This window comes from Streptomyces endophytica (genome assembly GCF_026153355.1).
Classification (GTDB): domain Bacteria; phylum Actinomycetota; class Actinomycetes; order Streptomycetales; family Streptomycetaceae; genus Streptomyces; species Streptomyces endophytica.
Genome location: NZ_CP110636.1, coordinates 3,061,257 through 3,087,504 on the forward strand (window position 1 = coordinate 3,061,257; position 26,248 = coordinate 3,087,504).

Annotated in this window: 25 protein-coding genes, 1 tRNA gene, 3 pseudogenes and 1 riboswitch; of the genes and pseudogenes, 19 read left to right on the forward strand and 10 right to left on the reverse strand. The window is 70.3% G+C overall.

Features of this window, described 5'->3' with window-relative positions; genetic code table 11:
- Window positions 1–178: 178 nt before the first annotated feature.
- Together OJ254_RS13770 and OJ254_RS13775 are read right to left on the reverse strand one after the other, a co-directional pair.
- Window positions 179–775, reverse strand: coding sequence for an isochorismatase family protein (locus OJ254_RS13770; protein ID WP_261951204.1), 597 nt, complete (start codon window positions 773–775; stop codon window positions 179–181).
- A 528-nt stretch (window positions 776–1,303) separates the two neighbouring features.
- Window positions 1,304–2,631, reverse strand: a pseudogene (locus OJ254_RS13775) (nicotinate phosphoribosyltransferase).
- A 369-nt stretch (window positions 2,632–3,000) separates the two neighbouring features.
- Here OJ254_RS13775 and clpS point away from each other — a divergent pair.
- The 8 genes and pseudogenes from clpS to OJ254_RS13815 all read left to right on the forward strand — a co-directional run bounded on the left by clpS (window position 3,001) and on the right by OJ254_RS13815 (window position 9,235).
- Window positions 3,001–3,354, forward strand: a complete 354-nt coding sequence (gene clpS / locus OJ254_RS13780; protein WP_051733358.1) for an ATP-dependent Clp protease adapter ClpS — start codon at window positions 3,001–3,003, stop codon at window positions 3,352–3,354.
- Window positions 3,351–3,947 carry a DUF2017 domain-containing protein gene (locus tag OJ254_RS13785; RefSeq protein ID WP_265362560.1) on the forward strand — a complete coding sequence of 199 codons (597 nt, stop codon included), beginning with the start codon at window positions 3,351–3,353 and terminating at the stop codon, window positions 3,945–3,947. The genes clpS and OJ254_RS13785 overlap by 4 nt, the downstream gene beginning before the upstream one ends.
- Window positions 3,948–4,409: 462 nt before the next feature.
- Window positions 4,410–5,863 (forward strand): annotated as a pseudogene (locus OJ254_RS13790) (amino acid permease).
- Window positions 5,864–5,974: 111 nt separating this feature from the next.
- Window positions 5,975–6,400, forward strand: a complete 426-nt coding sequence (locus tag OJ254_RS13795; protein ID WP_261951207.1) for a M67 family metallopeptidase — start codon at window positions 5,975–5,977, stop codon at window positions 6,398–6,400.
- A gap of 197 nt (window positions 6,401–6,597) precedes the next feature.
- Window positions 6,598–6,771 carry a putative leader peptide gene (locus OJ254_RS13800; protein WP_199816418.1) on the forward strand — a complete coding sequence of 58 codons (174 nt, stop codon included), beginning with the start codon at window positions 6,598–6,600 and terminating at the stop codon, window positions 6,769–6,771.
- Window positions 6,772–6,917: 146 nt separating this feature from the next.
- Window positions 6,918–7,196: a MoaD/ThiS family protein gene (locus tag OJ254_RS13805; RefSeq protein ID WP_265362561.1), complete on the forward strand. Its 279-nt coding sequence runs from the start codon at window positions 6,918–6,920 to the stop codon at window positions 7,194–7,196.
- A 2-nt stretch (window positions 7,197–7,198) separates the two neighbouring features.
- Window positions 7,199–8,149, forward strand: coding sequence for a PLP-dependent cysteine synthase family protein (locus OJ254_RS13810; RefSeq protein ID WP_265362562.1), 951 nt, complete (start codon window positions 7,199–7,201; stop codon window positions 8,147–8,149).
- 333 nt (window positions 8,150–8,482) lie between these two features.
- Window positions 8,483–9,235 (forward strand): MBL fold metallo-hydrolase, encoded by a 753-nt coding sequence (locus tag OJ254_RS13815; RefSeq protein WP_265362563.1) that lies wholly within the window; start codon window positions 8,483–8,485, stop codon window positions 9,233–9,235.
- A 99-nt stretch (window positions 9,236–9,334) separates the two neighbouring features.
- On the opposite strand, the gene OJ254_RS13820 is transcribed toward OJ254_RS13815, so the two are convergent.
- Complete coding sequence (locus OJ254_RS13820; RefSeq protein WP_265362564.1) at window positions 9,335–10,588, reverse strand: PTS transporter subunit EIIC; 1,254 nt, start codon at window positions 10,586–10,588, stop codon at window positions 9,335–9,337.
- Between the two features lie 226 nt (window positions 10,589–10,814).
- Entirely contained in the window at window positions 10,815–12,116 is a 1,302-nt protein-coding gene (locus tag OJ254_RS13825; protein WP_265362565.1) for a PTS transporter subunit EIIC, read from the reverse strand.
- 251 nt (window positions 12,117–12,367) lie between these two features.
- On the opposite strand from OJ254_RS13825, the gene OJ254_RS13830 reads away from it, so the two are divergent.
- The 4 genes from OJ254_RS13830 to rdgB all read left to right on the forward strand — a co-directional run bounded on the left by OJ254_RS13830 (window position 12,368) and on the right by rdgB (window position 14,882).
- Window positions 12,368–12,607, forward strand: coding sequence for a PTS sugar transporter subunit IIB (locus OJ254_RS13830; protein WP_261951214.1), 240 nt, complete (start codon window positions 12,368–12,370; stop codon window positions 12,605–12,607).
- Between the two features lie 118 nt (window positions 12,608–12,725).
- Window positions 12,726–13,457: a ribonuclease PH gene (gene rph, locus OJ254_RS13835; protein WP_265362566.1), complete on the forward strand. Its 732-nt coding sequence runs from the start codon at window positions 12,726–12,728 to the stop codon at window positions 13,455–13,457.
- A gap of 280 nt (window positions 13,458–13,737) precedes the next feature.
- On the forward strand, window positions 13,738–14,139 hold the full coding sequence (locus OJ254_RS13840; protein WP_265362567.1) for a hypothetical protein: 402 nt from the start codon (window positions 13,738–13,740) through the stop codon (window positions 14,137–14,139).
- 107 nt (window positions 14,140–14,246) lie between these two features.
- Window positions 14,247–14,882 (forward strand): RdgB/HAM1 family non-canonical purine NTP pyrophosphatase, encoded by a 636-nt coding sequence (gene rdgB / locus OJ254_RS13845; protein WP_265362568.1) that lies wholly within the window; start codon window positions 14,247–14,249, stop codon window positions 14,880–14,882.
- 56 nt (window positions 14,883–14,938) lie between these two features.
- On the opposite strand, the gene OJ254_RS13850 is transcribed toward rdgB, so the two are convergent.
- The 4 genes from OJ254_RS13850 to OJ254_RS13865 form a co-directional block, all read right to left on the reverse strand.
- Window positions 14,939–15,011: transfer RNA gene (locus OJ254_RS13850), tRNA-Leu, on the reverse strand.
- Window positions 15,012–15,069: 58 nt separating this feature from the next.
- The gene (locus tag OJ254_RS13855; protein ID WP_265362569.1) at window positions 15,070–15,720 is read right to left on the reverse strand and encodes an HNH endonuclease signature motif containing protein; all 651 of its coding nucleotides are present in this window, start codon (window positions 15,718–15,720) and stop codon (window positions 15,070–15,072) included.
- Window positions 15,717–16,370, reverse strand: a complete 654-nt coding sequence (locus OJ254_RS13860) for an HNH endonuclease signature motif containing protein (protein ID WP_265362570.1) — start codon at window positions 16,368–16,370, stop codon at window positions 15,717–15,719. The genes OJ254_RS13855 and OJ254_RS13860 overlap by 4 nt, the downstream gene beginning before the upstream one ends.
- Window positions 16,371–16,485: 115 nt before the next feature.
- Entirely contained in the window at window positions 16,486–18,024 is a 1,539-nt protein-coding gene (locus OJ254_RS13865; protein WP_265362571.1) for an MFS transporter, read from the reverse strand.
- A gap of 383 nt (window positions 18,025–18,407) precedes the next feature.
- Here OJ254_RS13865 and OJ254_RS13870 point away from each other — a divergent pair, with 383 nt between their 5' ends.
- Window positions 18,408–18,866, forward strand: coding sequence for a hypothetical protein (locus OJ254_RS13870; protein WP_265362572.1), 459 nt, complete (start codon window positions 18,408–18,410; stop codon window positions 18,864–18,866).
- Window positions 18,866–20,140: a sensor histidine kinase gene (locus tag OJ254_RS13875; protein ID WP_481004776.1), complete on the forward strand. Its 1,275-nt coding sequence runs from the start codon at window positions 18,866–18,868 to the stop codon at window positions 20,138–20,140. The genes OJ254_RS13870 and OJ254_RS13875 overlap by 1 nt, the downstream gene beginning before the upstream one ends.
- A gap of 4 nt (window positions 20,141–20,144) precedes the next feature.
- Here OJ254_RS13875 and bcp read toward each other — a convergent pair whose 3' ends face one another.
- On the reverse strand, window positions 20,145–20,612 hold the full coding sequence (bcp, locus tag OJ254_RS13880) for a thioredoxin-dependent thiol peroxidase (RefSeq protein ID WP_265362574.1): 468 nt from the start codon (window positions 20,610–20,612) through the stop codon (window positions 20,145–20,147).
- Window positions 20,613–20,793: 181 nt separating this feature from the next.
- Here bcp and OJ254_RS13885 point away from each other — a divergent pair, with 181 nt between their 5' ends.
- From OJ254_RS13885 to OJ254_RS13895, 3 genes are all read left to right on the forward strand, one after another.
- Window positions 20,794–21,111, forward strand: coding sequence for a DUF3618 domain-containing protein (locus tag OJ254_RS13885; RefSeq protein ID WP_265365147.1), 318 nt, complete (start codon window positions 20,794–20,796; stop codon window positions 21,109–21,111).
- Between the two features lie 167 nt (window positions 21,112–21,278).
- Window positions 21,279–21,581: a GroES family chaperonin gene (locus tag OJ254_RS13890; RefSeq protein WP_051798423.1), complete on the forward strand. Its 303-nt coding sequence runs from the start codon at window positions 21,279–21,281 to the stop codon at window positions 21,579–21,581.
- A gap of 72 nt (window positions 21,582–21,653) precedes the next feature.
- A riboswitch (guanidine-III (ykkC-III) riboswitch) is annotated at window positions 21,654–21,721 on the forward strand.
- A gap of 33 nt (window positions 21,722–21,754) precedes the next feature.
- Window positions 21,755–22,075, forward strand: coding sequence for a DMT family transporter (locus OJ254_RS13895; protein WP_265362575.1), 321 nt, complete (start codon window positions 21,755–21,757; stop codon window positions 22,073–22,075).
- A gap of 35 nt (window positions 22,076–22,110) precedes the next feature.
- Here the strand turns inward: OJ254_RS13895 and OJ254_RS13900 are convergent, their stop codons facing one another.
- A complete protein-coding gene (locus tag OJ254_RS13900) occupies window positions 22,111–24,312 on the reverse strand; it encodes a transglycosylase domain-containing protein (RefSeq protein WP_265362576.1) in 2,202 nt (733 codons plus the stop codon).
- Window positions 24,313–24,613: 301 nt separating this feature from the next.
- Between OJ254_RS13900 and OJ254_RS13905 the strand changes: the two are divergent.
- Window positions 24,614–25,401: pseudogene (locus OJ254_RS13905) on the forward strand (ABC transporter permease).
- A gap of 81 nt (window positions 25,402–25,482) precedes the next feature.
- Window positions 25,483–26,247, forward strand: coding sequence for an ABC transporter permease (locus OJ254_RS13910; protein ID WP_265365148.1), 765 nt, complete (start codon window positions 25,483–25,485; stop codon window positions 26,245–26,247).
- Window position 26,248 lies beyond the last annotated feature (1 nt).

Here is a 26,248-nt window from a genome sequence, read left to right on the forward strand (position 1 = left end):
TTCCGGTCCGGCGTCCGGCTCGCTTTTCCCCGGCTTCCGGTCCGGCGTCCGGCCCGCTCTTCTCCGGCTTCCGGTCCGGCGTCCGGCCTGCTCTTCTCCGGCTTCCGGCGTCCGGCGTCCGGTCCGTTGGGTCCGGCCGGCGGCCCGCTCGGCCGCCCGGGCCGCCGCCGGCCGGCGCTCAGCCGCCCAGAACGACCGGCTTGCCCGTCAGCTCCGCGCCGGCCGCCCGCAGCTCCTCCAGCGCCCGCTCGGTCGTACGGGCGGCCACCCCCGCGGTCAGGTCCAGCAGCACGTGCGTACGCAGCCCGGCCCCCACCGCGTCAAGTGCGGTCCGCCGTACGCAGTGATCGGTCGCGATGCCGACCACGTCCACCTCGGTGACGTCGTGCGCCCGCAGCCAGTCGCCGAGCCCGGTGCCGTTCTCGTCGGCACCCTCGAAGCCGCTGTACGCGGCGGAGTGCGCGCCCTTGTCGAAGACCGCGTCGATCGCGCCGGAGGCGATGGCCGGGGCGAAGTTCGGGTGGAAGCCGCTGCCCTCCGTGCCGGCCACGCAGTGCACCGGCCAGGAGTGCTCGTAGTCCGGGTGGTCGGAGAAGTGGTCGCCCGGGTCGATGTGGTGGTCCCGGGTGGCCACGACGTGGCGGTAGCAGCTGCCGGCGGTCTCGGCGATCAGATCGGTGATGGCCGCCGCGACATCCGCACCTCCCGCCACCGCGAGGCTGCCGCCCTCGCAGAAGTCGTTCTGCACGTCAACGACGATCAATGCCCGGTGCATGGTGCGTGCCTTCCGGCTGGGAATCGGTAAGAGGGCGCGGAGCGCGGAGCGGTGGTGTGACCGAGGGTAGCCACTGCCGGGCATTTCCGGGAGTGCCCCACCATCCCACCCTCGGGCAGCTACACACTGTGATATCTTACGAGAAACAAATCACGCTCCGTAATCGTTGCCGGAAAAGAAGGAGGCCCGCCCGGCCCAAGCAAGACCAGGCGCCCCATCAAGAGAGCCCCCGCCGCGGGCATCAAGCGAGACCCCTCCACGGGCCCCTCAGCAGACCCCCTCAACAGGCCGGATGCAGAAGAGGCCGACAGGCGGCGGCTATGGAAGAGGCCAACAGGCGGCCGGGCCGAGGTCAGCCGAGGTCAGTCGAGGTCAGTCGAGGTCAGCAGTACAGGCCGACGCGACCGCCTCTCAGATCACGCGACCGCGTCCCAGGTCAACGGGTCACACGCAACAGGTCATGGGCAACGGGTGACACGTAACGGGTGACACGCAACAGGTCACGCGCAACGGGTCATACGCAACGGGTCACACGAACTCCGTCGGCAGTACCGGCTCGCCGCGTGACAGCTGGGTGGCCGACAGGGGCAGGCGGGCGCGGGCGGCGATGTGGCGGTCGCGGGCGGCGTCCAGCGGCTCGCGGGCCACGACCTCGCCCCCGGTCACCAGCGGCACCTGCAACTGGTGGTCCGCCAGTTCCGCCGGGACCGGCCCCGTGCCGATGACCTCGGCCTCCGCGGCGCCGTACTCGTCGAGCCGGCGGGCGGCCCATTTGCGGCCGCCGACCGAGAACTTGGCGCCCATCGACTTCTTCGCGACCGGCCGCAGCGGGGCGCCCGGGGCGTTGCTGTCAGCGCGGGCGACCAGCTTGTAGACCATCGAGCAGGTCGGGTGTCCGCTGCCGGTGACCAGCTGGGTGCCGACGCCGTACGCGTCCACCGGGGCGGCGGCCAGCGAGGCGATGGCGTACTCGTCCAGGTCGCTGGTGACCACGATCCTGGTCTTCTCGGCGCCCAGCTCGTCCAGCTGCTGGCGCACCCGGTGGGCGATCAGCAGCAGGTCGCCGGAGTCGATGCGGACGGCGCCCAGGTCCGGGCCGGCCACCTCGACTGCGGTGCGCACCGCCTCCGCGACGTCGAAGGTGTCCACGAGCAGGGTGGTGCCGCTGCCGAGGGTCTGCACCTGGGCGGTGAAGGCGTCGCGCTCGGTGTCGTGGAGGAGGGTGAAGGCGTGCGCGCTGGTGCCGACGGTGGGATGTTGTAGCGGAAGCCGGCGGCCAGGTCGGAGGTGACGTGGAAGCCGCCGACGTAGGCGGCGCGCGACGCGGCGACGGCGGAGAGTTCGTGGGTGCGGCGGGCGCCCATCTCCATCAGGGGGCGGTCGCCGGCGGCGACCGCCATCCGGGAGGCGGCCGCGGCCACCGCGGAGTCGTGGTTGAGGATCGAGAGGATGACCGTCTCCAGGAGGACGGCCTCGGCGAAGGTGCCCTCGACGCGCATGACCGGCGAGCCGGGGAAGTAGGTCTCGCCCTCGGGGTAGCCCCAGATGTCGCCGCGGAAGCGGTAGTCGGCCAGCCAGGCCAGCGTCGGCTCGTCGAGGATGCCGCGCTGGCGCAGGAAGTCGAGGATCGTGTCGTCGAAGCGGAAGTTCTCCACCGCGTCGAGCACCCGGCCGGTGCCGGCCACCACGCCGTAGCGGCGGCCCTCGGGAAGCCGGCGGGTGAAGACCTCGAAGACGGCGCGCCGGTCCGCGGTGCCGGACCGCAACGCGGCCTGCAGCATGGTGAGTTCGTACTGGTCGGTGAAGAGCGCAGTCGACGGCACGGCCACCGGCAGCCCCAGGTCTGCTGTGTTCATGAAGGAGATGCTACCCCCAATACTCGTCACTTTGACGATAGTGGGTGAGGTGCCGATCCGGCCCGCGTACGGGCCCGGCTTCGACTCCCCCGCTGACCCCAACCCGGCCCGATCTAGGCTCTCGCGCCGGCCCTGACCCCGACCCCCGTACCGGCCCCATCCCGGCTCCTGCCCCGGCCCTGACCCCGACGCCGGTGCCGGCCCGATCTCGGCTCCCGCTCCGACCCTGACCCCGACGCCCGTGCCGGCCCGATCTCGGCTCCCGCCCCGGCCCGGCCCCTTCTCCCCGAGTCTCCCCGGCTCTCCCCGACACGGCCCAGGTGAGGGGCATTTGTGCATGGCAGGCCCCCGGGTGGCAGCATGGGGCGTGTGAGCGCCCACCCGTCACCCACGATCACGCTCCGGCCGCATCACTGCACGCTCAGTGTGCCGGTCGAGATCGAGCGTCCCGAGTCGAGCGAGGCCCCCTTCGAGGTGCCCGAGCCGGACGTCCCGTGGGTCACGATCGTCCACAACGACCCCGTCAACCTCATGAGCTACGTCTCCTATGTCTTCCAGACGTACTTCGGTTACTCCAAGGACAAGGCGCACCAGCTGATGCTCGACGTCCATCACAAGGGCCGCGCGGTCGTCTCCAGCGGCAGTCGCGAGGAAATGGAACGGGACGTGCAGGCCATGCACGGCTACGGCCTGTGGGCGACCCTGCAGCAGGACCGCCGATGACCGGACACTTCGAGCCGCTGCCCGACGGCGGCGCGGCGGTACCGCTCGACGAGGTCGAGATCTCCATCCTGCGCAGCCTCGCCGTACAGCTGATGGAGCTGATCGGGCCGGGTGAGCAGCCCGCCGGCGACGAGGGGGAGGACCTGCTGGCGTCGGTGTTCAACGACGGCCCCAGTGAGCCGCCCGCCGACCCGGTCCTGGCCCGGCTCTTCCCCGATGCCTACGGCGGCCCGGACCTGGTCCCGGACGACGACGTGCGCGCCGCCGCCGCGGAGTTCCGTCGCTATACGGAGAACGATCTGCGGGCCCGTAAGCGGACCGACGCCCTTGCGCTGATCCGGGCGCTGGACACCCTCTCGCCGTCCGGTGGTGATCCGGCGGTGCTGCGGCTGACCGCCGACGAGTGCCGGCAGTGGCTGGGCGCCCTCAACGACCTCAGGCTGGCCATCGGCACGCGCCTGGAGGTCACGGACGAGGAGGACGGCGGCGAGCTGCTGCGGCTGCCGGACAGTGATCCGCGCAAGCCGATGGTGATGGCGTACCTGTGGCTGGGCGGGCTTCAGGAGACGCTCGTCGAGTCGCTGACGGCCTGAAATCTCCTTGCGGGGGGCCGGGAGCCCGGTTGCCGAGAGCGGGCGGACCGGCCCGTGAGGGTGCGTGGTGCCGGATTCGGCCACGCGTCGGGGGCGGGCGGCAGGTGGATGGCCGCCCGAAGGGGAGGGAGTCGGGCATATCGCCCGACGGATCCGGGTGTGCTGGGGGAGCAGTGTTCGCTCAGCGGAGGCTCAAATCCGGATAACGATCGCGTCACACCAGGCCGTGCAGTGCGCTGACATTCGCACCTCTTGTCCCAATTTGCCCGTGGTGTGACGTATCTCATCCCTAGGCGATCAACGTAACGCCGTGATAAATGTTCACGACCTGCCGCGCGTGACGCCATCCTTGTCGCCGCGGGAGCGCTGAGCCGGCCGACCGTCGGCGTGCAGGACTCCATCCGGGGGGATCGGGACCCGATCCGGACAGACCGGGTCGGTATGGAGAAAGGCGCACCACTCATGACCTCTGTGCAGGTCGACAAGCAGCACGACGGCAACGAGGCAGCTGGAAAGGCTCCCGAAGAGGGCTACCAGCGGGGTCTGGGCAACCGGCAGATCCAGATGATCGCCATTGGTGGCGCCATCGGTACGGGCCTGTTCCTGGGAGCGGGCAAGGCTATTTCGATGGCCGGGCCGAGCATCATCCTCGCCTACGCCATCGTCGGTCTGGTCATCTTTTTCATCATGCGGGCCCTGGGCGAACTGCTCATGTACCGGCCCGTTTCCGGGTCTTTCTCGGAATACGGCCGGGAATTCCTCGGCCCGTTCATCGGCTTTGTGACCGGCTGGACGTACTGGCTTTTCTGGGTCGTCACCGGAATTACCGAGGTCACCGCCGCGGCCACCTATGTCCAGTATTGGAACAAGGGCATACCGCAATGGGTTTCGGCCCTGGTCTTCACCGTCGCGCTCTTCGGCATCAACCTGATCTCGGTGAAGCTCTTCGGTGAGCTCGAATTCTGGTTCTCGATGGTCAAGGTCACCGCGATCATCGGCATGATCCTGATCGGCATCGGCGTGATCACCCTCGGTTTCTCCGACGCCGGTGACACCGCCTCGTTCACCCTTCTCTGGTCCCACGGCGGGTTCTTCCCCAAGGCATCGGCGGCACGCTGATGACGCTCCAGATCGTGATGTTCGCCTTCCTGGCCGTCGAACTCGTCGGCGTCACCGCCGGTGAGGCGACGAACCCGAAGAAGGTCCTGCCCAAGGCGATCAACACCGTGCCGTGGCGGATCGGCCTCTTCTACATCGGTGCGCTGATCATCATCCTGTCCGTGGTCAGCTGGACGGCCTTCAAGCCGGGCGTGAGCCCGTTCGTCGCCGCCTTCCAGCAGATCGGCCTGCCCGCCGGCGCCGGCATCGTCAACTTCGTCGTGCTGACCGCCGCGCTCTCCTCGGCCAACTCCGGCATGTACTCCACCGGCCGGATGCTGCGCGACCTGGCGCTGAACGGCCAGGGCCCGAAGTTCTTCACCAAGCTCAGCAAGAACGGCCTGCCCACCTGGGGCACCGGCGTCTCCGTCGCGATGATGCTGGCCGGCGTCTGGATCAACTACCAGTGGCCCGGCGACGCGTTCAACTACGTCGTCTCCTTCGCCACCATCTCCGGTATGTGGGCCTGGATCGTCATCCTGCTCTCCCAGCTGCGCTACCGGGCCAAGGCGAACCGCGGCGAGCTCCCGCAGTCCGAGTTCAAGGCCCCCGGCAGCCCGTACACCTCGGTGTTCGCGCTGGCCTTCATCGCCATGGTGATCGTGATGATGGGCGTCGACCCGGACGCCCGGATCTCGCTGTACGCGGCTCCCGTGTGGGCGCTCATCATGGGCGTGGGCTACCTGTGCATCCAGCGCAAGAACGCCGCCGCCGCTGACGCCGCCGACGCCGTCGAGGCCCCGGCGAACCAGGGCTGACCGACCGGGCGTCCGGCGCCGCCGGACGGCCGCCAGGACCGGCTGTCCAGCATGCGGGCCGGTGCGTACCACTCTTCGGTACGCACCGGCCCGCGTGTCTATTCTGGCGCCATGCTGACCCTCACCAAGGCCCTCTACGACCAGATCGTCGAGCACGCCCGCCAGGACCACCCCGACGAGGCCTGCGGCGTGGTCGCGGGCCCGGCCGGCAGTGGCCGCCCCGAGCGGTTCATCCCGATGCTGAACGCCGCCCGTTCGCCCACGTTCTACGAGTTCGACTCCTCGGACCTGCTCAAGCTCTACCGCGAGATGGATGACCGGGACGAGGAGCCGGTGATCGTCTACCACTCGCACACCGCCACCGAGGCCTACCCCTCGCGCACCGACATCTCGTACGCCAACGAGCCCGGCGCCCACTACGTGCTGGTCTCCACCGCCGACACCGACGACGCCGGGCCCTTCCAGTTCCGCTCGTTCCGGATCGTCGACGGCACGGTCACCGAGGAAGAGGTCGAGATCGTGGCGGAGTACTCCTGACCGGGTTCTCCCGGCCCGGTATTCCTGACCCGGCACTCCTGACCTGTTCCTCCCGGCCCGGTGGGAGGGCCGGTACGGGTGCGCGCACCGGGCCGTGCGGCGGCCCGGGAAGATCGCGTCCCAACTGGCGTACACCAACCGTCCGCATGATGGGACGTGGTTCCAATACCCGGACCGGGAATCGATACGATGCCCGCATGGTTGACCACGACGTGAGCGAGAAGAGGCCGGGCATGCTGCTGCTCGCTCCGCTCGCCACGCGTCGCTCCGCATCGGCCCTGCTGGGCGCGTTCGGCTGCGGAGCCGCACGGCTGCACGTCGATCTGTGCCGCCTGTCCAGCGCCATCTGTCCGCGCTGCGCCGCCGGCTGACCCGGCCCGCCCGGGCGCGCGGCGCGCGCCGCCGGCACCCGCACTTCCGCACTTCCCGCGTCACCCGCCGCCCACCCGGCTGATCCGCCGCCGTGCGACGGGACGCACCGCACCCGCCACCGCACCGACTCCCCAGGAGCTCTCCCATGGCCATCGAGGTCCGAATCCCGACCATCCTGCGCACCTACACCGACGGCCAGAAGGCCGTCGAGGGCACCGGCGACACCCTCGCCGACCTCTTCGCCGACCTCGACAGCCGGCACGCGGGCATCCGCGAGCGCCTCGTCGAGGGCGAGCAGCTGCGCCGCTTCGTGAACGTCTACCTGAACGACGAGGACGTGCGCTTCCTCGAAGGCATCTCCACCAAGCTGGCCGACGGCGACAGCGTGACGATCCTGCCGGCCGTCGCCGGCGGAATGGTCTGAGCGTGCGGTACGACTCCCCGCTGGCGGCGGTCGGGAACACCCCTCTCGTCCGCCTCCCGCGCCTCTCGCCCTCCGAGGACGTCCGCATCTGGGCGAAGCTGGAGGACCGCAACCCCACGGGCTCGGTCAAGGACCGCCCGGCCCTGCACATGATCGAGCAGGCCGAGAAGGACGGCCGGCTCACCCCCGGCTGCACGATCCTGGAGCCCACCAGCGGCAACACCGGCATCTCGCTCGCCATGGCGGCCAAGCTCAAGGGCTACCGCATCGTGTGCGTCATGCCGGAGAACACCTCCTCCGAGCGGCGCGAGCTGCTCGCCATGTGGGGCGCCGAGATCATCTCCTCGCCCGCGGCCGGCGGCTCCAACACGGCCGTCCGGGTCGCCAAGGAGCTCGCCGCCGAGCACCCGGACTGGGTGATGCTCTACCAGTACGGCAACCCCGACAACGCCGGTGCGCACTACGCCACCACCGGCCCCGAGATCCTCGCCGATCTGCCCTCGGTCACCCACTTCGTGGCCGGCCTGGGCACCACCGGCACCCTGATGGGCGTCGGCCGCTATCTGCGCGAGCACGTCCCCGGCGTCCAGATCGTGGCCGCCGAACCGCGCTACGACGACGTGGTCTACGGCCTGCGCAACCTCGACGAGGGCTTCATCCCCGAGCTGTACGACGAGTCGGTGCTCACCACCCGCTTCTCGGTCGGCTCCGAGGACGCGGTCCGCCGCACCCGCGAACTCCTCGCCGAGGAAGGGATCTTCGCCGGCATCTCGACGGGCGCGGCGCTGCACGCCGCGATCGGCGTCGGCCGGAAGGCGGTCCGCGCCGGGCAGGCCGCCGACATCGTCTTCGTCGTCGCCGACGGCGGCTGGAAGTACCTCTCGACCGGCGTCTACACCGCCGAGTCCACCGAGGCGGCGATCGCCACGCTGCACGGGCAGCTCTGGGCGTAGCGGGACCCCGGCGCCGGGCCGCTCCAGCGGGGGCTGGGGCGGGCCCGGCAGCGCACGGCGTACGCGCCGGTAACGGCGTGCCGGGGCGGGGCGTCGTACGGCCGGCGACGGGGCTCTCGTGGCGGGCGTCGCACGGCCGTGCGGGCCGTCAGCCCGGACTGGTGATTCCGCCCACAGCTCGCCCCGCCGGAGGAGCCACCGGACCTTTTGCGCCTTACGCTCGTGGGCACCGCACAGAACGCCCAAGACCCGGCAGCACCCGGCAAAGGCCCCGCCGGGAGTACCCGCACGGACCGCCGGCCGCCGCCCCCGCCCACGGAGGTTCACCCCCGTATGAAGCTCACTGTCGTCGGATGCTCGGGGTCGTTCCCTTCGACGGAATCGGCCTGTTCGAGCTACCTCCTGGAGGCCGACGGCTTCAGGCTGCTCCTCGACATGGGTAACGGCGCCCTGGGCGAGCTGCAGCGCCACTCCGGCCTGTACGACCTGGACGCCGTGCTCCTGTCGCATCTGCACGCCGATCACTGCATCGACCTGTGCGGCTATTTCGTGGTGCGCTACTACCGCCCGGACGGCGGCCGCTGCGACCCGATGCCGGTCTACGGGCCGGCCGGCACCGAGCGGCGGCTCACGGCCGCGCACGCCGACGTGCCGCACGACGGCGCGATGAGCGAGGTCTTCGACTTCCGCACGCTGACGCCCGGCACGTTCACCGTCGGGCCGTTCACCATCCACGCCGAGCGGGTCAGCCACCCGGTGGAGGCGTTCGGCTTCCGCATCGAGCACGACGGCCGGTCGCTGACGTACTCCGGCGACACCGGGCCGTGCGAGGCGCTGGACTCCCTGGCGGCGGGCAGTGACCTCTTCCTGTGCGAGGCGTCGTTCACCTACGGCAAGGAAGACATCCCGGACCTGCACCTCAACGGCCGGGAGGCCGGCGAGCACGCCCGGCGGGCGGGCGTCGGCCGGCTGGTGCTCACCCACATCCCGCCGTGGACCGACCCGGAGATCAGCGTCCGCGACGCGCAGAAGGTCTACGACGGGCCGGTCGAGGTCGCCCGGGCGGGCACGGCCTACGAGATCTGAGCGGGCGGACCGGCTCACGCCGCACACGCGAAGGCCCCGGAACCACAGCTGGTTCCGGGGCCTTCGCGTGGCGGGGCCGGACGCCCGTGGGCGCGGCGGCTACGCCTTCGTCAGGTCCTCGACCTCCTCCTCGGGCTCCCGGCCCGGGGTGGTCAGGTTGAACTTGGTGATCGCGAAGCGGAACAGCACGTAGTAGACCACCGCGAAGGCCAGACCGATCGGGATGATCATCCAGGGCTTGGTGGCGAGGTTCCAGTTGATCGCGTAGTCGATGAAGCCGGCCGAGAAGGTGAAGCCGTCATGCACGCCCAGGGCCCAGGTCAGCGCCATCGAGACGGCGGTCAGCACCGCGTGGATGGCGTACAGCACCGGGGCGATGAACATGAACGAGAACTCGATCGGCTCGGTGATGCCGCAGACGAACGAGGTCAGCGCGAGCGAGATCATCATGCCCAGCACGGCCTTGCGGCGCTCGGGGCGGGCGGCGTGCGCGATGGCGAGGGCGGCGGCCGGCAGGCCGAACATCATGATCGGGAAGAAGCCGGACATGAACTGGCCGGCGGACGGGTCGCCGGCGAAGAAGCGGCCGATGTCGCCGTGCGCGACCTTGCCCGCGGCGTCGGTGAAGTCACCGAGCTGGAACCACGAGACGGTGTTGACGAACTGGTGCATGCCGATCGGCAGCAGCGCCCGGTTGATCAGGCCGAAGAGGCCGGCACCGGCCGCGCCGAGCCCGGTCATCCACTCGCCGAAGCCGGCGATGGCGCTGCCGACCGGCTCCCAGACGAGGAGGAAGAGCACGCCGACGGCGGTGCCGACGAACGCCATGATGATCGGGACGAGCCGGCGGCCGTTGAAGAAGCCCAGCCATTCCTTCAGCTGCTTGCGGTGGTAGCGCTGCCAGAGGACCGCGGCGAGCAGGCCCATGACGATGCCGCCGAGGACGCCGGGGTTGTTGACGACCGGCTCGACCCACTTGCCCTTCTCGATGTGGCCCTCGGTGACCGGGAACGCCTTGAGGACGTTGCTGTAGACCAGGAAGCCGACCAGGGCGGCGAGCGCGGTGGAGCCGTCGGACTTCTTCGCGAAGCCGATGGCCACGCCTATGCAGAACAGCAGCGGCAGGTTGTCGAAGACCGCGCCACCGGCCGCGGCGAAGACCTTGCTGACGTCGATCCAGCCCAGGCCCTTCTCGCCGAAGACGTCCGGCTGGCCGAGGCGGTTGAGGATGCCCGCGGCGGGCAGTACGGCGATCGGCAGCTGGAGGCTGCGGCCGATCTTCTGCAGGCCCTGGAACAGGCCGGAGCCCCGCTTCTTCGCGGGGGCCGCCTTCGCGGCGGTGGCCGAACTCATCGGATTCCTCCTGGTGAAGCGGGCACACGAAGGGGGGAGGCCCGCTGGTTGGTCTACACCTTGGTCTACACCACCGGTGGTTTAGACCATTCTTAGCATGTAGCCAGGGGATAAAGGAATCCATTCTTCCAAGTGGTGTGGACCACAGGGCGACCGGCCCCCGAAACGCCCTGCTCACGGCCCCACGGGCCCTTTCCGAGGCCCCGCGCGCCGAACGCGCCCGCCGCTACTTCACGTTCTCCCGCTCCATCGCGTCCCCCACCTCGTCCGGCTCGCGCCCCGGTGTCCGGAGGTCGAACTTCGTGATCACGAAACGGAAGATGAGGTAGTAGACGGCGGCGAAGCACAGGCCGATCGGAATGATCAACCAGGGTTTCGTCGCCAGCCCCCAGTTGATGACGTAATCGATCAGACCGGCCGAGAAACTGAAGCCGTCGTGCACCCCCAGCGCCCAGGTCACCGCCATGGAGGCACCGGTGAGCAGCGCATGGGCCGCGTACAGAAGCGGTGCGATGAAAAGGAACGAGTACTCGATCGGCTCGGTGATGCCGGTGACGAACGAGGTCAGTGCCACGGAGAGCATCAGTCCGCCGACCTCCTTGCGGCGGTGCGGCTTGGCGCAGTGCGTGATCGCCAGGGCGGCCGCCGGGAGCGCGAACATCATGATCGGGAAGAAGCCCGAGGTGAACTGGCCGGCGTTCGGGTCGCCCGCCAGGAACATATTGATGTCGCCGTGCACCACCGTGCCGTCCGGCTTGGTGTAGCTGCCGAACTGGAACCAGATGGGCACGTTGAGGAACTGGTGCAGCCCGATCACCAGCAGCGCTCTGTTCGCCACGCCGAAGACGCCCGCGCCCCAGGAGCCGAGGTCGCTGAGCCATCGGCTGAAGCTCTCCAGCGCGTCTCCGATCGGCGGCCAGACCCACAGGCACAGCGCGGCGAAGGCGATCGCCACGAAGGCCATGATGATCGGGACCAGTCGGCGGCCGTTGAAGAAGCCGAGCCAGTCGACGAGCCTGGTGCGGTGGTAGCGGGCCCAGAAGAAGGCGGCGAGCAGCCCGATGACGATGCCGCCGAACACGCCGGGATTCTGGTACGTGAACGCCGTGGCCGTCGCGTCCGGGGCCACACAGCCGACCCCGGGCACGGACTTCGCGCCGCCGGCGCAGACCTTGGGGAACTGCCGCAGGACGCCGTAGTAGACGAGGAAGCCGGCGAGGGCGGCAAGAGCGGTGGAGCCGTCGGACTTCTTGGCCATGCCGATGGCCACGCCCACACAGAAGAGAAGGGGGAGCCCGAGGGCGCCGTCGAGGAGGGCGCTGCCCGCGCCCATCATGACCTTGGAGACCGCGTCCCAGCCCAGTCCCTTCGCGCCGAACACGTCCGGCTGCCCGAGGCGGTTGAGGATCCCCGCCGCGGGCAGGACCGCGATCGGCAGCTGCAGACTCCGCCCCATCTTCTGCAGCCCCTGGAAGAGGTCCGACGCCCGGTTCCTCCTCGGCTCCGCCGTCGCTGCGTCCGCACTCATCCGCGCCGTCCTCCCGGCAGCCGCCCCGTCGACGGCCGGCCCGCTGCGTACCGCATACTGGTGGTGTAGACCACTTGACGGTGAGCGCCGAACGCGCGCCCGCCGTCGCGTGATCTCTGTCCCGGTGATCGCCCACCCGGTGATCGCCATCCTTCGTCAGACAGCGGTCAAACGCCCACATAGTTGGGCTGAACGTGCGTTACGGTGTGAAAACCGCACGGCGGAATCGCCGGCGGCCGAGACAAGCAGGAGTGGACATGGCCAGCAAGGCTGAGAAGATCGTCGCCGGCCTCGGCGGACTCGACAACATCGAAGAGGTCGAAGGCTGCATCACCCGCCTCCGCACCGAGGTCTCCGACGCCTCCCTCGTCGACGAGGCCGCCCTCAAGGCCGCCGGCGCCCACGGCGTCGTCAAGATGGGCACCGCGATCCAGGTCGTCATCGGCACCGACGCCGACCCCATCGCCGCCGAAATCGAAGACATGATGTGAGGACCTGAGCCCGCCGGGCCGGCCCCGACCGCGCCCCGCTCACCCTCCCAAGGCCCCGCACCCGGACGTCCCACCGCCCGGAACGGGGCCTTCGCCATTCCCCGATAGGGTCTACGCCATGTCTCGCATCGACGGCCGCACCCCCGAACAGCTCCGCCCCGTCACCATCGAACGCGGCTGGAGCAAGCACGCCGAAGGCTCCGTCCTCATCGCCTTCGGCGACACCAAAGTCTTCTGCACCGCCTCCGTCACCGAAGGCGTACCCCGCTGGCGCAAGGGCACCGGCGAGGGCTGGGTCACCGCCGAGTACTCGATGCTGCCCCGCTCCACCAACACCCGCGGCGACCGGGAATCCGTCCGCGGCAAGATCGGCGGCCGCACCCACGAGATCAGCCGCCTCATCGGCCGCTCCCTGCGCGCCGTCATCGACTACAAGGCCCTCGGCGAGAACACCATCGTCCTCGACTGCGACGTCCTCCAGGCCGACGGCGGCACCCGCACCGCGGCGATCACCGGCGCCTACGTCGCGCTGGCCGACGCCATCACCTGGGCCCAGCACAAGAAGCTCGTCAAGCACGGCCGCAAGCCGCTCACCGGCACCGTCTCCGCGGTCAGCGTCGGCATCGTCGACGGCACCCCGCTCCTCGACCTCTGCTACGAGGAAGACGTCCGCGCCGAGACCGACATGAACGTCGTCTGCACCGGCGACGGCCGCTTCGTCGAGGTCCAGGGCACCGCCGAGGCCACCCCCTTCGCCCGCGACGAACTCAACGCCCTCCTCGACCTCGCGGTCAGCGGCTGCACCGAACTCGACACCATCCAGCGGACGGCGCTGGAGCGGACGCTCTGACGCGGGGGCTCTGACGTGGGGGGCTCTGACGCGGACGCTCTGACGCGGACGCTCTGACGCGAGAGGTGTGGTGAGCGGGGTTCCTGCCGGGGCCCCGCGGGGGCGGGGGCGCGACCCGTGGCCGGATCGCGCCCCCGCCCCGCCGTCCGCCGGCCGGATCACGCCGCCACCAGGCCACCGGGCAACCAAAAAGCCCCCACCCCGCGTTTCCTCCTTTGCCTGTACATGACCCGGGGCGCCCGCCCCGGCCCATGCCCCGCCGAGGAAGGAAACGCACCCCATGGCCCCCCGCACCCTCCGCCGCCCCGCCCCCGTCGCCCTCGCCGCGTTAGCCGCCGCCACCCTCACCGTCCCGCTCCTCTCCTCCTGCGGAGCCGTCCAGAAGGCCGTGGACTGCGCCAAGACCGCCACCTCCGTCGTCAACGCCGTCGACAAACTCCAGCAGGCCGCGGACAACGCCCTCGTCGACCCGAAGAAGACCCAGCAGGCCCTCGACAACATCGACAGCAACCTGCGCAAGCTCAGCAGCGAGGCCAACGACCCCGAACTGTCCAAGGCCATCGACAAGACCAACACCGGCATCAAGAACGCCCGCAAGGACATCGAGAACAACAAGGCCCCCGACATCCAGCCGATCGTCGACGGCACGAGCCAGATGACCAAGATCTGCACCCCGGGCTGACCGGCGGGTCGACCGGCGTACGGCGGTGGTGCCCCGCCCGGGGCACCTCCCGGTACCAGTACCAGGCCCGGGGCACCTCCCGGTACCGCGCCCGGGATAATCGGCCCATGCAGCCAGAAACCGGCGGACGCCCCGCGACCTCCCGACGCCTGATCCTCGCCACCCGCAACGACGGCAAGATCCGCGAACTGCACGCCATCCTGGACGCGGCCGGCCTCGACGTCGAACTCGTCGGCGCCGACGCCTATCCCGAGATCCCGGACGTCAAGGAAACCGGCGTCACGTTCGCCGAGAACGCCCTCCTCAAGGCGCACGCCCTGGCCCAGGCCACCGGCCACCCGGCCGTCGCCGACGACTCCGGCCTCTGCGTCGACGTCCTCGGCGGCGCCCCGGGCATCCTCTCCGCCCGCTGGTCCGGCAAGCACGGCGACGATCAGGCCAACCTCGACCTCCTGCTCGCCCAACTCGCCGACATCGCCGACGAACACCGCGCCGCCCACTTCGCCTGCGCCGCGGCCCTCGCCCTCCCGGACGGCACCGAACGCGTCGTCGAGGGCACGCTCGAAGGCACCCTCCGCCACACCCCCACCGGCACCGGCGGCTTCGGCTACGACCCCATCCTCCAGCCCCTCGGCGAGGACCGGACCTGCGCCGAACTCACCCCCGACGAGAAGAACGCCATCAGCCACCGGGGGAAGGCGTTCCGGGCGCTGGTTCCGGTGGTGCGGGAGTTGTTGGGCTGACTTAACGGAGCAGGCCCCGCACCTATGAATCGAAGGTGCGGGGCCTGTCCAACCTGTGCGCCCGGTCGGATTCGAACCGACAGACACGACCACCTAAAGATCGCCGCTCAGCCGTTGGCGTACGGGCGCATGTGCTGCGGGCTACTTTACTGGGCGGAGCCGCATGTCCGTAGGGAGACCTCCATCATTAGGTCCGTCGTGGACCGCCTCGGCACCAGGTGGTAGTGACGGCGTGGCAGTTCGGGCACAGCAATCGCAGGTTCTCGCGACGGTCGTCGTGCCAGTCCCCGTTGATGTGATCGACTTCCAGCGTCATCGGCTTTCCGAGCCACTCAGGAGCGACACCGCAGTCGGCGCACTTCTCGGGTACGCCGACCTCGCGGAGCGCACGACGTAGCAGACGGGTTCGCGTTCGGTGCCTCCGGTCGTGCGCAACCAAGATCTCTTCGGGACCTTTGAGGGGAGTCGCGCCCGGTTTTCCGCGCTGATGCCCTTGCCCCAGGAAGTGCTCAGTCGTCAGTTGGTCGTCGGCGACCCATCTGCGCAAGTGAGCTCGTTGTGCACCGGTGTCCGGCCGCCCCAGGCGGCGTAGCACCGCGGCGATGGACACCGACTCGGCGACCGCAACGCGCAACTCCTCAGGTGTGGGTCGGGCGGACCGCCCATAGGGGCGGAAGTGGGCGATGTCGATGTCGAAATGAGCGAATCGCCTCAGCAGGTAGCGACGGAGGGACCCGTAAGGCCGGGTACCTAAGAAGGTGATGACCTCGTCGATGTCGGAACAGTGAGCGGCCGCCTCCGCCAGCCGTTCGCGGGTGTACTCCACATGGCTGCTCATGCGGCAGCACCTCCGGTGCGACCCTTTCCACGTCCTCGGTAATTGTCCGTTGTGGAATGGCAGTTGGGGCAGAGGAACCGCAGGTTCCCGATCCGGTTGTCCCGCCAATTGCCGTCGATGTGGTCGACCTCAAGAGGCAGCGGGCGTCCTCGCCAGACTGCTTCCCTACCGCAGCCCGCACATCGCTCAGGGACGCCCAGGGCCTTCATCGCCCACTTGAGACGGTCACTCGGAATGCGCCGAGCCTGTGCGGCCGGCTGCTCGACGAGCAGGGTCTCAGGCGTCCGGCGGCGCCGTTGCTTGCCGCGCTGGGTGGGGAATTGGAAGTGCGAGGTGTCGATCCCGTACGCCTTGATCCGGCGGCTGATGTGCGTGTGGTGACCGCCGACGACCTCAAGTCCGAGACGGCGCAGGACTTCGCACATGTTCGAGGAGGCGGCGACCGCTTCGTGCAGGACTTCCTTCGTCCACTTGACCCCCTCCCGCTCGAAGTGCGACGTGTCGACCCCCAGCTTCTTCATCCGCTCCCGGAGGTAGTTCCGCTTCGCCCCCTTCGCCTCCACCCCCAACTTCCCCAACGCCTCCGACAGCGTCCGCGACGACGATGCCGCGGCCTCCAGTCGCTCCCTGGTGTACGGACTTACCGGCATGACGCCATCCCCTCCCGCACCGGAACCGCCCCGGTGCTCGCTCGAACAGAACAACGATCGAACGCCGAGGCGGTTACGCAGGGTCAGGAGGGGAATGCGCAGCGGTCAGCAGGGGTCAGAAGCGGGGTTCCTGGGTTTGGGCGGTGATGAGTTCGACGGCCTCTTCCTTGGTGGCTACCGAGGGTGGGGAGCCGTCGAGGGGCTGCTGGGCGGTTTCCTTCATGCAGGCGACGGCGATGACGCCGACGAGGGCGGCGCCCATCGTGTAGTAGGCGGGGACCATCACGTTGTTGCCGAAGGCGTCCATCAGGGCGGTGATGACGAGCGGGGTGGTGCCGCCGAAGAGGGAGACCGCGAGGTTGTAGCCGATGGAGAGGGAGCCGTAGCGGACGTTGGTGGGGAACAGGGCGGGGAGGGCCGCGGACATGGTGCCCAGGAGGCAGACCAGGGAGAGGCCGAGGAGGGCCATGCCGAGGCAGACCGTGAGGATCGTGCCCTGTTTGACCAGCAGGAAGGCCGGGATGGCCAGGAGGAAGAAGCCGAGCATGCCGGCCATCAGGAGGGGCTTGCGGCCGTAGCGGTCGTTGAGTTTGCCGACCGAGGAGATGACGCACATCAGGGCGATCATCGTGCCGAGCAGGATGAGCAGGCCGTGGGACTCCTCGTAGTGGAGGGTGTCCGTCAGGTAGGTCGGCATGTAGGAGAGCAGCATGTAGTCGGTGATGTTGTACGCGCCGACCAGTGCGATGCAGAGGATGAGGGTGGGCCACTGCTGGGCGAAGATCTCGCCCAGCTTCTTCTTCGGGGCGTTCTCGGAGAGGTGGGAGAACTCCGCTTCGGCCTCGACGACGGAGCCGGTGGCGCTGTGGGTGAGGGACGCCTCGAATTTCTGGAAGGCGGGGGTTTCGTCGAGCTTGACCCGCAGGTAGAGGCCGACCAGGCCGAGCGGGCCGGCGATGAGGAAGGGCAGGCGCCAGGCCCAGGAGTTCATCGCGTCGTCGCCGAGCAGGGTGGTGAGGAGCAGGACGATGCCGGCGGCGCCGGTGTAGCCGATGAGGGTGCCGAGTTCGAGGAAGCTGCCGAAGAAGCCGCGCTTCTTGTCGGGGGCGTATTCGGCGATGAAGGTCGAGGCGCCGCCGTATTCGCCGCCGGTGGAGAAGCCCTGGATGAGGCGGAAGAGGATGAGCAGGGCCGGGGACCAGAAGCCGATGGTGTCGTAGGAGGGGATCAGGCCGATGCAGAAGGTGCCCAGGGCCATCATGATCATGGTGAGGGCGAGGACCTTCTTGCGGCCGATGCGGTCGCCGAGCGGGCCGAAGTAGGCGCCGCCGAGGGGCCGTACGAGGAAGGCGACGGCGAAGGTGGCGAAGGACGACAGCAGGCTGGTGGTGTCGCTGCCGCCGGGGAAGAAGACCTTGCCGATGGTGACCGCGAGGTAGCTGTAGATCCCGAAGTCGAACCACTCCATGGCGTTGCCGAGGGCGGCGGCCTTCACCGCGCGCTTGACGACGCGCTCGTCGGTGACGGTGATGTCGGTGCGCCGGAGCCGGGGATTTCTTCGCCGCGCGACGGCACGGAAGAGCCACCGGTGGCGCTTGAGCGCTTCCCGGTCCTGGTCGGGAGCGCGTTCGGCTTCTGTGCTACCGGTCGGCACGAGGCGGTCCTCTCGGTCGGTCGGCGCGCGGGGGCGCGGCGGGGTGCGACGGATACGACAGGTGCGCCTGCGCAGTGGAGCGCGGATCAAACCACTCTGGTGGGATGAAGCGACGTACGTCACGTGTGGGTGGGCCGTCCGGGGTGGATGGGGCGGATCATCGGGGGTGCGCCAGGGGTGCGGCGGTGCTTGTTACAGGACTGGTACACAGCCGCGCGGTGACCGCAGTATTCGGGCAATCAGCCTGTGTGGCGGGGGCGGGAGAGTGGCGGCGTCGGGCGTGGCAGTCGTGTTTGCTGGTGGGGTTCGGGGTGTGGTCCCCGGGAGGAGATCGTGATGACGGACCGCGAAGGGTCCCGCTGGGTGCGGGGCGTACCGCGCTGGTGGCCTTTGTCGTGGTGACGGTGCTGGCGGCGGGTGGGGTGTGGTTCGGCCAGGTGTCGGACCGGGCGTCGGCGGTGGACGCGGCGCCGAAGACGGCGGCGGTGCAGGACGTCAAGGAGGACGCCAAGCAGTCGGGGGGTCTGCCGGGGGTGCGGGACTGCGGTATCGGGGAGCCCGAGGTGAAGCCGCAGGTGATCACGTTGACGTGTGCGGACGCGGGGATGGTGGCGACCGCGATCACGTGGAAGAAGTACGGGGCGCGGGATGCGCTGGGGGTGGGTGTGGTGCAGGTGGAGAAGACCGCCGCCGGTGTGGGGACGGATTCGGGTTTTCCGGCGACGTTCCGGCTGTACAACCCGAAGCCGGTGGACGGCGGGTTGGCGTTCACGGGGCTTGAGGTGACGTACGAGGGGTCGACGCCGCTCGGGGACACGACGGAGATGTACAACCTCGCGTGATGGGGATTCGAGGCCGGATCGCTCTGGCCATTTCGTGCATGACGGCGCTGGCTGTGGTGGTGCTCGGGTTTGCCGTGCACCACATAGCGGATGCGGAGCGGGAGCGTTCGGCGCGGTCGTATCAGGACGACCGGCTGAGTTCGGCGCTGCAGATCTATGAGCGGGACGGGACGCTGGCGCTGGGTGCGCAGCTGGATGACGCGACGTTGCCGGGGCCGTTGCGGGAGGCGGTGTTCAAGAACCGTTCGGGGACGTACGTCAGTGGTGGTGAGGATCCGCGGGTGTGGGCGGCGACGGGGGTCGGTGACGGTGCGGGGGGCCGGCCGGCGCGGTCGTTGTCGGTGTCGGCGGCGTATCCGGATGACGATCCGGCGCAGGTGGCGTTGGACCGGGCGTTGTTGATCGCGGGGTGTGGCACGGTCGCGTTGATGGCGGTGGTGTCGTGGTTCGTGGCGCAGCGGTTGTCGCGGCGGTTGCGGCTCAGTGCGGCGGCGGCGCGGCGGATCGCGGCGGGGGAGCCGCCGGATGCGGATGCGCTGGCGAGCAACGGCCGGGACGAGGTGGCGGAGCTGGGCCGGAGCGTGCATCACATGGCGACGTCGTTGGCGGCGCGGGTGGAGGCCGAGCGGGAGTTCACGGCGGATGTGGCGCATGAGTTGCGGACGCCGGTGGCGGGTCTGGTGGCGGCGGCGGAGTTGTTGCCGCAGCCGCGGGCGGTGGAGATGGTCCGGGACCGGGCGCAGGCGATGCGGCGGCTGGTGGAGGATCTGCTGGAGGTGTCGCGGCTGGACGCGGGGGTGGAGCGGGCGGATCTCGACGCGTGTGAGCTGCCGTCGTTGGTGCGGGGGATCGTGAAGCGGGCGGCGCGGCAGCGTGGGGTGGACGAGGTGTCGGTGTCCGTGGAGGGGGAGCCGCGGATCGTGGAGACGGATCGGCGGCGGGTGGAGCGGGTGCTGGTGAATCTGCTGGCGAACGCGGCCAAGCACGGGAAGCCGCCGATCGAGGTGGTGGTGGCCGGGTCGCGGATCGTGGTGCGGGATCACGGGCCGGGTTATCCGGCGGAGTTGTGTGCGGAGGGGCCGCGGCGGTTCCGTACGGCGGCGCCGGAGCGGGGGACCGGGCACGGTCTGGGGCTGACGATCGCGGCGGGTCAGGCGGAGGTGCTGGGGGCGCGGCTGGACTTCGGCGCCGCCGCGGAGGGCGGCGCCGAGGCCGTGCTGGAGCTGCCGGACCGGGCGGCGGTGGGGCTGGCGGTGCCTGCCCCTGGCCCGTGAGGGGTTACAGCCCGAGGTCCTTGATGATCTTGGCGACGTGGCCGGTGGCCTTGACGTTGTAGAGGGCGCGTTCGACCTTGCCGTCCTCGTCGAGGATGACGGTGGAGCGGATGACGCCGGTGACGGTCTTGCCGTAGAGCTTCTTCTCGCCGAAGGCGCCGTAGCTCTCCAGGACGGTCTTGTCGGGGTCGCCGAGGAGGGTGACCTTGAGGTCTTCCTTCTCGCGGAACTTGGCGAGCTTCTCCGGCTTGTCGGGGGAGATGCCGATGACGTCGTAGCTGTGGCCGGTGAGGAAGTCGAGGTTGTCGGTGAAGTCGCAGGCCTGCTTGGTGCAGCCGGGGGTGAGGGCGGCGGGGTAGAAGTAGACGATGACCTTGCGGCCCTTGTGGTCGGCGAGCGAGACCTGCTTGCCGTCCGCGTCGGGCAGGGTGAAGGCGGGGGCGGTGTCGCCGGGCTGCAGTCGCTCGCTCATGGCTCTCCTCGTACGGCGGTGTCAGCGGGATCGGTACGCCTTCGACATTAGCCACCGGGACCGACAGCCGGGGCGTGTGGGGCCTGCAGGGCGCGCGAAACGGGGGTGCTGTGGGGCGCGCGCGGGTGTGAGCTGACAGACTGTCCATCATCGAATGGCGCGAGACGACGGAGGCAGCGCGGTGGCGGAGGCCAGGACCCCGGCGCAGATCGAGGCGGACATCGTCCGCAGGCGGCAGGAGCTCGCCGTCACGCTCGACGAGATCGGTGTGCGGCTGCACCCGAAGACGATCATGGGTGAGGCGAAGGCGAAGGCGATGTCGGCGGTGGACCGTACGGCGGGCCGGGCGTATGTGGTCACCCACCGTGCGCTCGCGGACGTGCGGGGGCAGTTGGTGTCGGAGGACGGGGCGCCGCGGCTGGAGCGGATCGTTCCGGTGGCGTTGGTCGGGGTGGCCGTGGTGGGGCTGCTGACGCTGCGGGCCAGGCGGCGCGGCTGAGCGGCGGGCCGGTCGGCGCGGCTGAGCGGCGCGGTCGAGCCGCGGCGCGGGGGGTCGGTGGCCGGGCCGATGCGGGCTGCGGTGCGTGATCGGGGCGCCGGGCCAGGTACGGTCATGGCGTGAGCCCGAATAACACCAAGGACACCCACGACAAGCTGCCGATCCGGATGCTGCACGACCGTGTGCTGGTCCGGACGGACATCCCCGAGGGCGAGCGCCGCTCGTCGGGGGGCATCGTCATTCCCGCGACCGCGGCGGTCGGCCGGCGCCTGGCCTGGGCCGAGGTCGTCGCCGTGGGGCAGAACGTGCGGACCGTCGAGGTGGGCGACCGGGTGCTGTACGACCCGGAGGACCGGGCCGAGGTCGAGGTGCGCGGTGTGGCGTACGTGCTGATGCGCGAGCGGGATCTGCACGCGGTGGCCGCGGAGCGGCTGGAGGGCGCGGACGACGCGACGGGGCTGTATCTGTAGCCGGTGGCGGCGGGTACGCAGGACGAGTGCGGGCGGTGACCGGGGTCACCGCCCGTTCCGCTGCCCGGGTCTGCCCGTTTTGCTAGCCTCGAAGGACCCGACGAGACGCGCCGTACCGGGTCAGGACAAGACGACGCACCCCTGTTGAAGCTGAGGTTCACGGAGGTGCCGTCATGGCGTGGGTCCTGCTCGTGGTCGCCGGTCTGCTGGAGGTCGGCTGGTCGATCGGGATGAAGTTCACCGAGGGGTTCACCCGGCTGTGGCCGAGCCTGTTCACCGGTGCGGGCATCGTCGTCAGCATGCTGCTGCTGTCGTACGCGGCCCGGAGCCTGCCGATCGGTACGGCCTACGGGGTGTGGGTCGGCATCGGGGCGGCCGGTGCCGCGGTGGTCGGGATGGTGGTGCTCGGTGAGCCCGCCACGGCGGCCCGGATCTTCTTCATCTGTCTGCTGCTGGTGGCCGTGGTCGGTCTGAAGGCGACGTCCGGCCACTGACCTGACCTGCCCCCTTCCTCGGCTCCCGGCCTGCGTCACATGCCCCATCGGGCGCGCAGCCGCCGGCTCAGTGCGTCGCCGTCCGGGCCCGCGGTGGGGAACTCCGCCGTGGGCTCGGTGGTCGGCGGTGTCGGGGTCGGGAAGGTGGGGGAGGGCGGCCGGGTGGTCGGCGGGGTCGGCGGGCCGGTGGTCGGGGCGGGCCGGGTCGGGGAGTCGGACGGCCCGGGGGAGGGCGGGGCGGAGTCGCTGGGGGACGGCGACTCGCTGTCGGAGGGCTCCGTCGACGGTGCGGGCTCGGCGCCGTCCGCGAGCTGGAGGTCGAAGTCGTGGACCGGGCGGCCGCGCAGGGCGGCCGCGGTGTAGTCGGCCCAGATCTGGGCGGGGAAGTCGCCGCCGTTGACCCGGTCCAGGCCGGCGGCGCCGTACAGCGGCTCCTGTGCGGCGGTCTCCGGGTGCTGGCCGAGGACGGCGACGACGGTGGCCAGGTCGGGGGTGTAGCCGGCGAACCAGGCCGCCTTGTCCTGCTCGGCGGTGCCGGTCTTGCCGGCCGCGGGGCGTCCGGCGGCCTGGGCGGCGGTGCCGGTGCCGCCGTCGACGACGCTGCGCAGGATGGAGGTGGTGGTGTCGGCGGCCTCGCGCGGGATCGCCGTGGTCGTCTCGCGGTCGGGCAGCTCGATCTCCTCCTCGCCCTTGGTGATCTTGCCGATGAGGGTGTACGGGCGGCGTTCGCCGTGCCGGGCGAGGGTGGTGTACGCCTGGGTCATGTCCAGGACGCTGGGGGTGGCGGTGCCCAGGGCGATCGCGCCGCGGGAGGCGGCGAGGCCGGGGGCGTCGGCGGGGATGCCCAGGTCGACGGCGGTGTCCTTGACCTTGTCCGGGCCGACGTCGACGCCCATCTGGGCGTAGACGGCGTTGACGGACTTGTCGGTGGCCTCGGTGACGGTGATCGGCCCGTAGGAGCGGTCGTCCTCGTTGGCGGGCGCGAATCCGGTGGCGTGGCCGTGGCTGACGGTCATCCGCTTGTTGTCGCCGTCGTAGACGGTGTTCGGGGTGATCGGGTCGCCGTCCTGGGTGGTGGCGTGGTGCTGCACGGCGGAGGCGAAGACGAGCGGCTTGAAGGTGGAGCCGACCTGGTAGTCGCGGCGGGTGGCGCTGTTGACGTACTGCTTGGCGTAGTCGATGCCGCCGTAGAGGGCGACGACCCGGCCGGTGCGGACGTCGATGGAGGCGCCGCCGGCGCGGACGTAGCCGTCGGTGGGGCGGGAGTCGTCGAGCCGGTCCATCAGGCGGGTGTCGACCGCGCGCACGAAGGCGTTCTGGCGCCGTCTGTTGAGGGTGGTGGTGATGCGGTAGCCGCCGGCGCGCAGGGTGTCCTCGTCGAGGATGTGGTGGTCGGTGAGGTAGTCCTTGACCGCTTCGACGAGGTAGCCGCGCTGGCCGGTCAGTCCGGGCGAGGTGCGGGCGGGCCGGGGCACCGGGAAGCGCATCGTGGCGCGTTCGCCGGGGGCGAGCCACTTCTGCTTGACCATGCCGTCCAGGACGTAGTTCCAGCGGGCCAGCGCGCGTGGGGTGTTGGCGGGGTGGGCGGTGACGTCGTAGACGCTGGGGGCGTTGAGGAGCGCGGCGAGGTAGGCGCCCTGGGCGGTGGTGAGCTTGGCCGAGTCGACGCCGTAGTAGGCCTGGGCGGCGGCCTGGATGCCGTAGGCGTTGCGGCCGTAGTAGCTGGAGTTGAGGTAGCCCTCGAGGATGTTGTCCTTGCTGACCCGCCGGTCCAGTTTGACGGCGATGAAGAACTCCTTGGCCTTGCGGGTGAGGGTCTGCTCCTGGGCGAGGTAGTAGTTCTTGACGTACTGCTGGGTGATGGTGGAGCCGGACTGCTTGCCCTTGCCGGTGAGGGTGTTCCAGGCGGCCCGCAGCATGGCGGCCGGGTCGACGGCGGACTCGGAGTAGAAGTCGCGGTCCTCGGCGGCCAGCACGGCCTGCTGGACGGACCTGGGCACCTGGCCGAGCGTCACGTTCTGCCGGTTGACGTCACCGTCACGGGCCAGTTCGGAGCCGTCGGAGTAGAGGTAGACGTTGCTCTGGGCCTTGGCGGCGCTGTTGGCGGGCGGGATGTCGACGAGCAGGTAGCCGGCGATCAGTGCGCCGATGACGAGCAGCAGGAAGCCCAGCACGGTGCCGAGTACCGTGCGCCAGCTGGGCAGCGCCCGCCGCCAGACTGTGCGATGTCCGCTCATGTCGGTATGGACTCCTCGGCCACCGCCGAGGGTTGTACCGCGGCGGAACGGTCTCGTGTCGGGGGATGTGCACCGTACGCCGGAAAAGCACCTGTTGCCCGTGGGGAAACTTTCGCATCATGTGTCCCGTTCAGCGGGGTTGGCGCGCACCTGTTCCCGCCACCGGACCGGCCGAATGGCGCCCATGGCTCACCCGGACGGGTGGTAATTCGATGGTGCCCGCCGCGCCCACGACCTAGGCTCCGGTGCTTTGCCGTCCGAACGGGAACGAGAACGGGCCGGGTGAGGATGCGTGTGGTGCATGGCGGTGGCGGCCGGCAGCTTCCGGCGGTACGCCACCTATCGGGTCGCGACGGCGGCCGGGGTGTTCACCAACACCGTCTTCGGCTTCATCGTGGCGTACACCTTCGTCGCGCTGTGGGCCGAGCGGCCGCATCTGGGCGGCTACGGCCAGGCGCAGGCGCTGACCTTCGTCTGGGTCGCGCAGGCGCTGCTGGCGGCGGCCGCGCTGATGGGCGGCGGTGGCCTGGAGGAGCTGCAGGAGCGGATCCGCACCGGTGACGTCGCGGTGGACCTGTACCGGCCGGCGGACCTGCAGCTGTGGTGGCTGGCCGCGGACCTGGGCCGGGCCGGGATGCAGCTGATCGGCCGCGGGGTGGTGCCGATGGCGGTGGGCGCGCTGGTCTTCCCGCTGGCGCTGCCCGGGGACGCGCTGACCTGGGGCTGGTTCCTGCTGTCGGTGCTGCTGGGGATCGTGGTCAGCTTCGGGCTGCGCTATCTGGTGGCGCTGGCGTCGTTCTGGCTGCTGGACGGCTCGGGGCTGTCCCTGATCAGCGGGCTGGCCTGCATGTTCTTCTCCGGGATGCTGCTGCCGCTGCGGGTCTTCCCCGGCGGATTCGGGGAGGTGGTCCAGCTGCTGCCGTGGGCGGCGATCCTCCAGGTGCCGGCCGATGTGCTGATCGGCGCGCGCAGCGGCGGCGCGCTGCTGCGCGGGCTGGTGTTCCAGGCGGCGTGGGGGGGCGGCTGCTGGCGCTGGGGCGGCTGGTGCAGTCCGCGGCGACCCGCCGGGTGGTGGTGCACGGTGGCTGACGACGGCGGGCGGATCCCGGCCCGGGACGGGTGGCGGGCGGCCGCGGCCCAGGGCTGTACGCGTACGGGCTGATCGTGCGGATGTGGGTGCGCTCGACGCTCGCCTACCGGGCCTCGTTCGTGATGATGGCGGTCGGCAACTTCGCCGCCTGCGCACTGGACTTCGTCGCGATCCTGCTGATGTTCTCGCGGATCGACGCGCTGGGCGGCTTCTCGCTGCCCGAAGTGGCCTTCCTGTACGGCACGTCCGGGCTCTCGCTGGGCCTCGCCGACCTGCTGCTGGGCAGCATGGACCGGCTGGGCCGGCGGGTGCGCGACGGCACCCTCGACGTCCTGCTGCTGCGCCCCGCCCCGGTGTTCGCGCAGGTCGCCGCCGACCGGTTCGCGCTGCGCCGGCTGGGCCGGATCTCCCAGGCGCTGCTGGTGCTCGGCTGGTCGGTGACCCGGCTGGAGGTGGACTGGACGGTGGGGCGGGTGCTGCTGGTGGTGCTGATGGCGGTCTGCGGTACGGCGATCTTCGGGGCGGTCTTCACCACCGGCGCCGCCTTCCAGTTTTGGGCGCAGGACGCGGCCGAGGTGCAGAACTCCTTCACCTACGGCGGCAACGCGCTGCTGCAGTACCCGCCGACGGTGTTCGCCAAGGACCTGGTGCGCGGCGTCACCTTCGTCGTCCCGCTGGCCTTCGTCAACTGGCTGCCCGCCCTGCGCCTGCTGGGCCGCCCCGACCCGCTCGGCCTGCCCGGCTGGGTGGACTTCCTCGGCCCCGCCGTGGCCGTCCTGATGTGCGCGGGCGCGGCGCTGGCCTGGCGCTACGGCCTGCGCGGCTACCGCAGCACCGGCAGCTGAC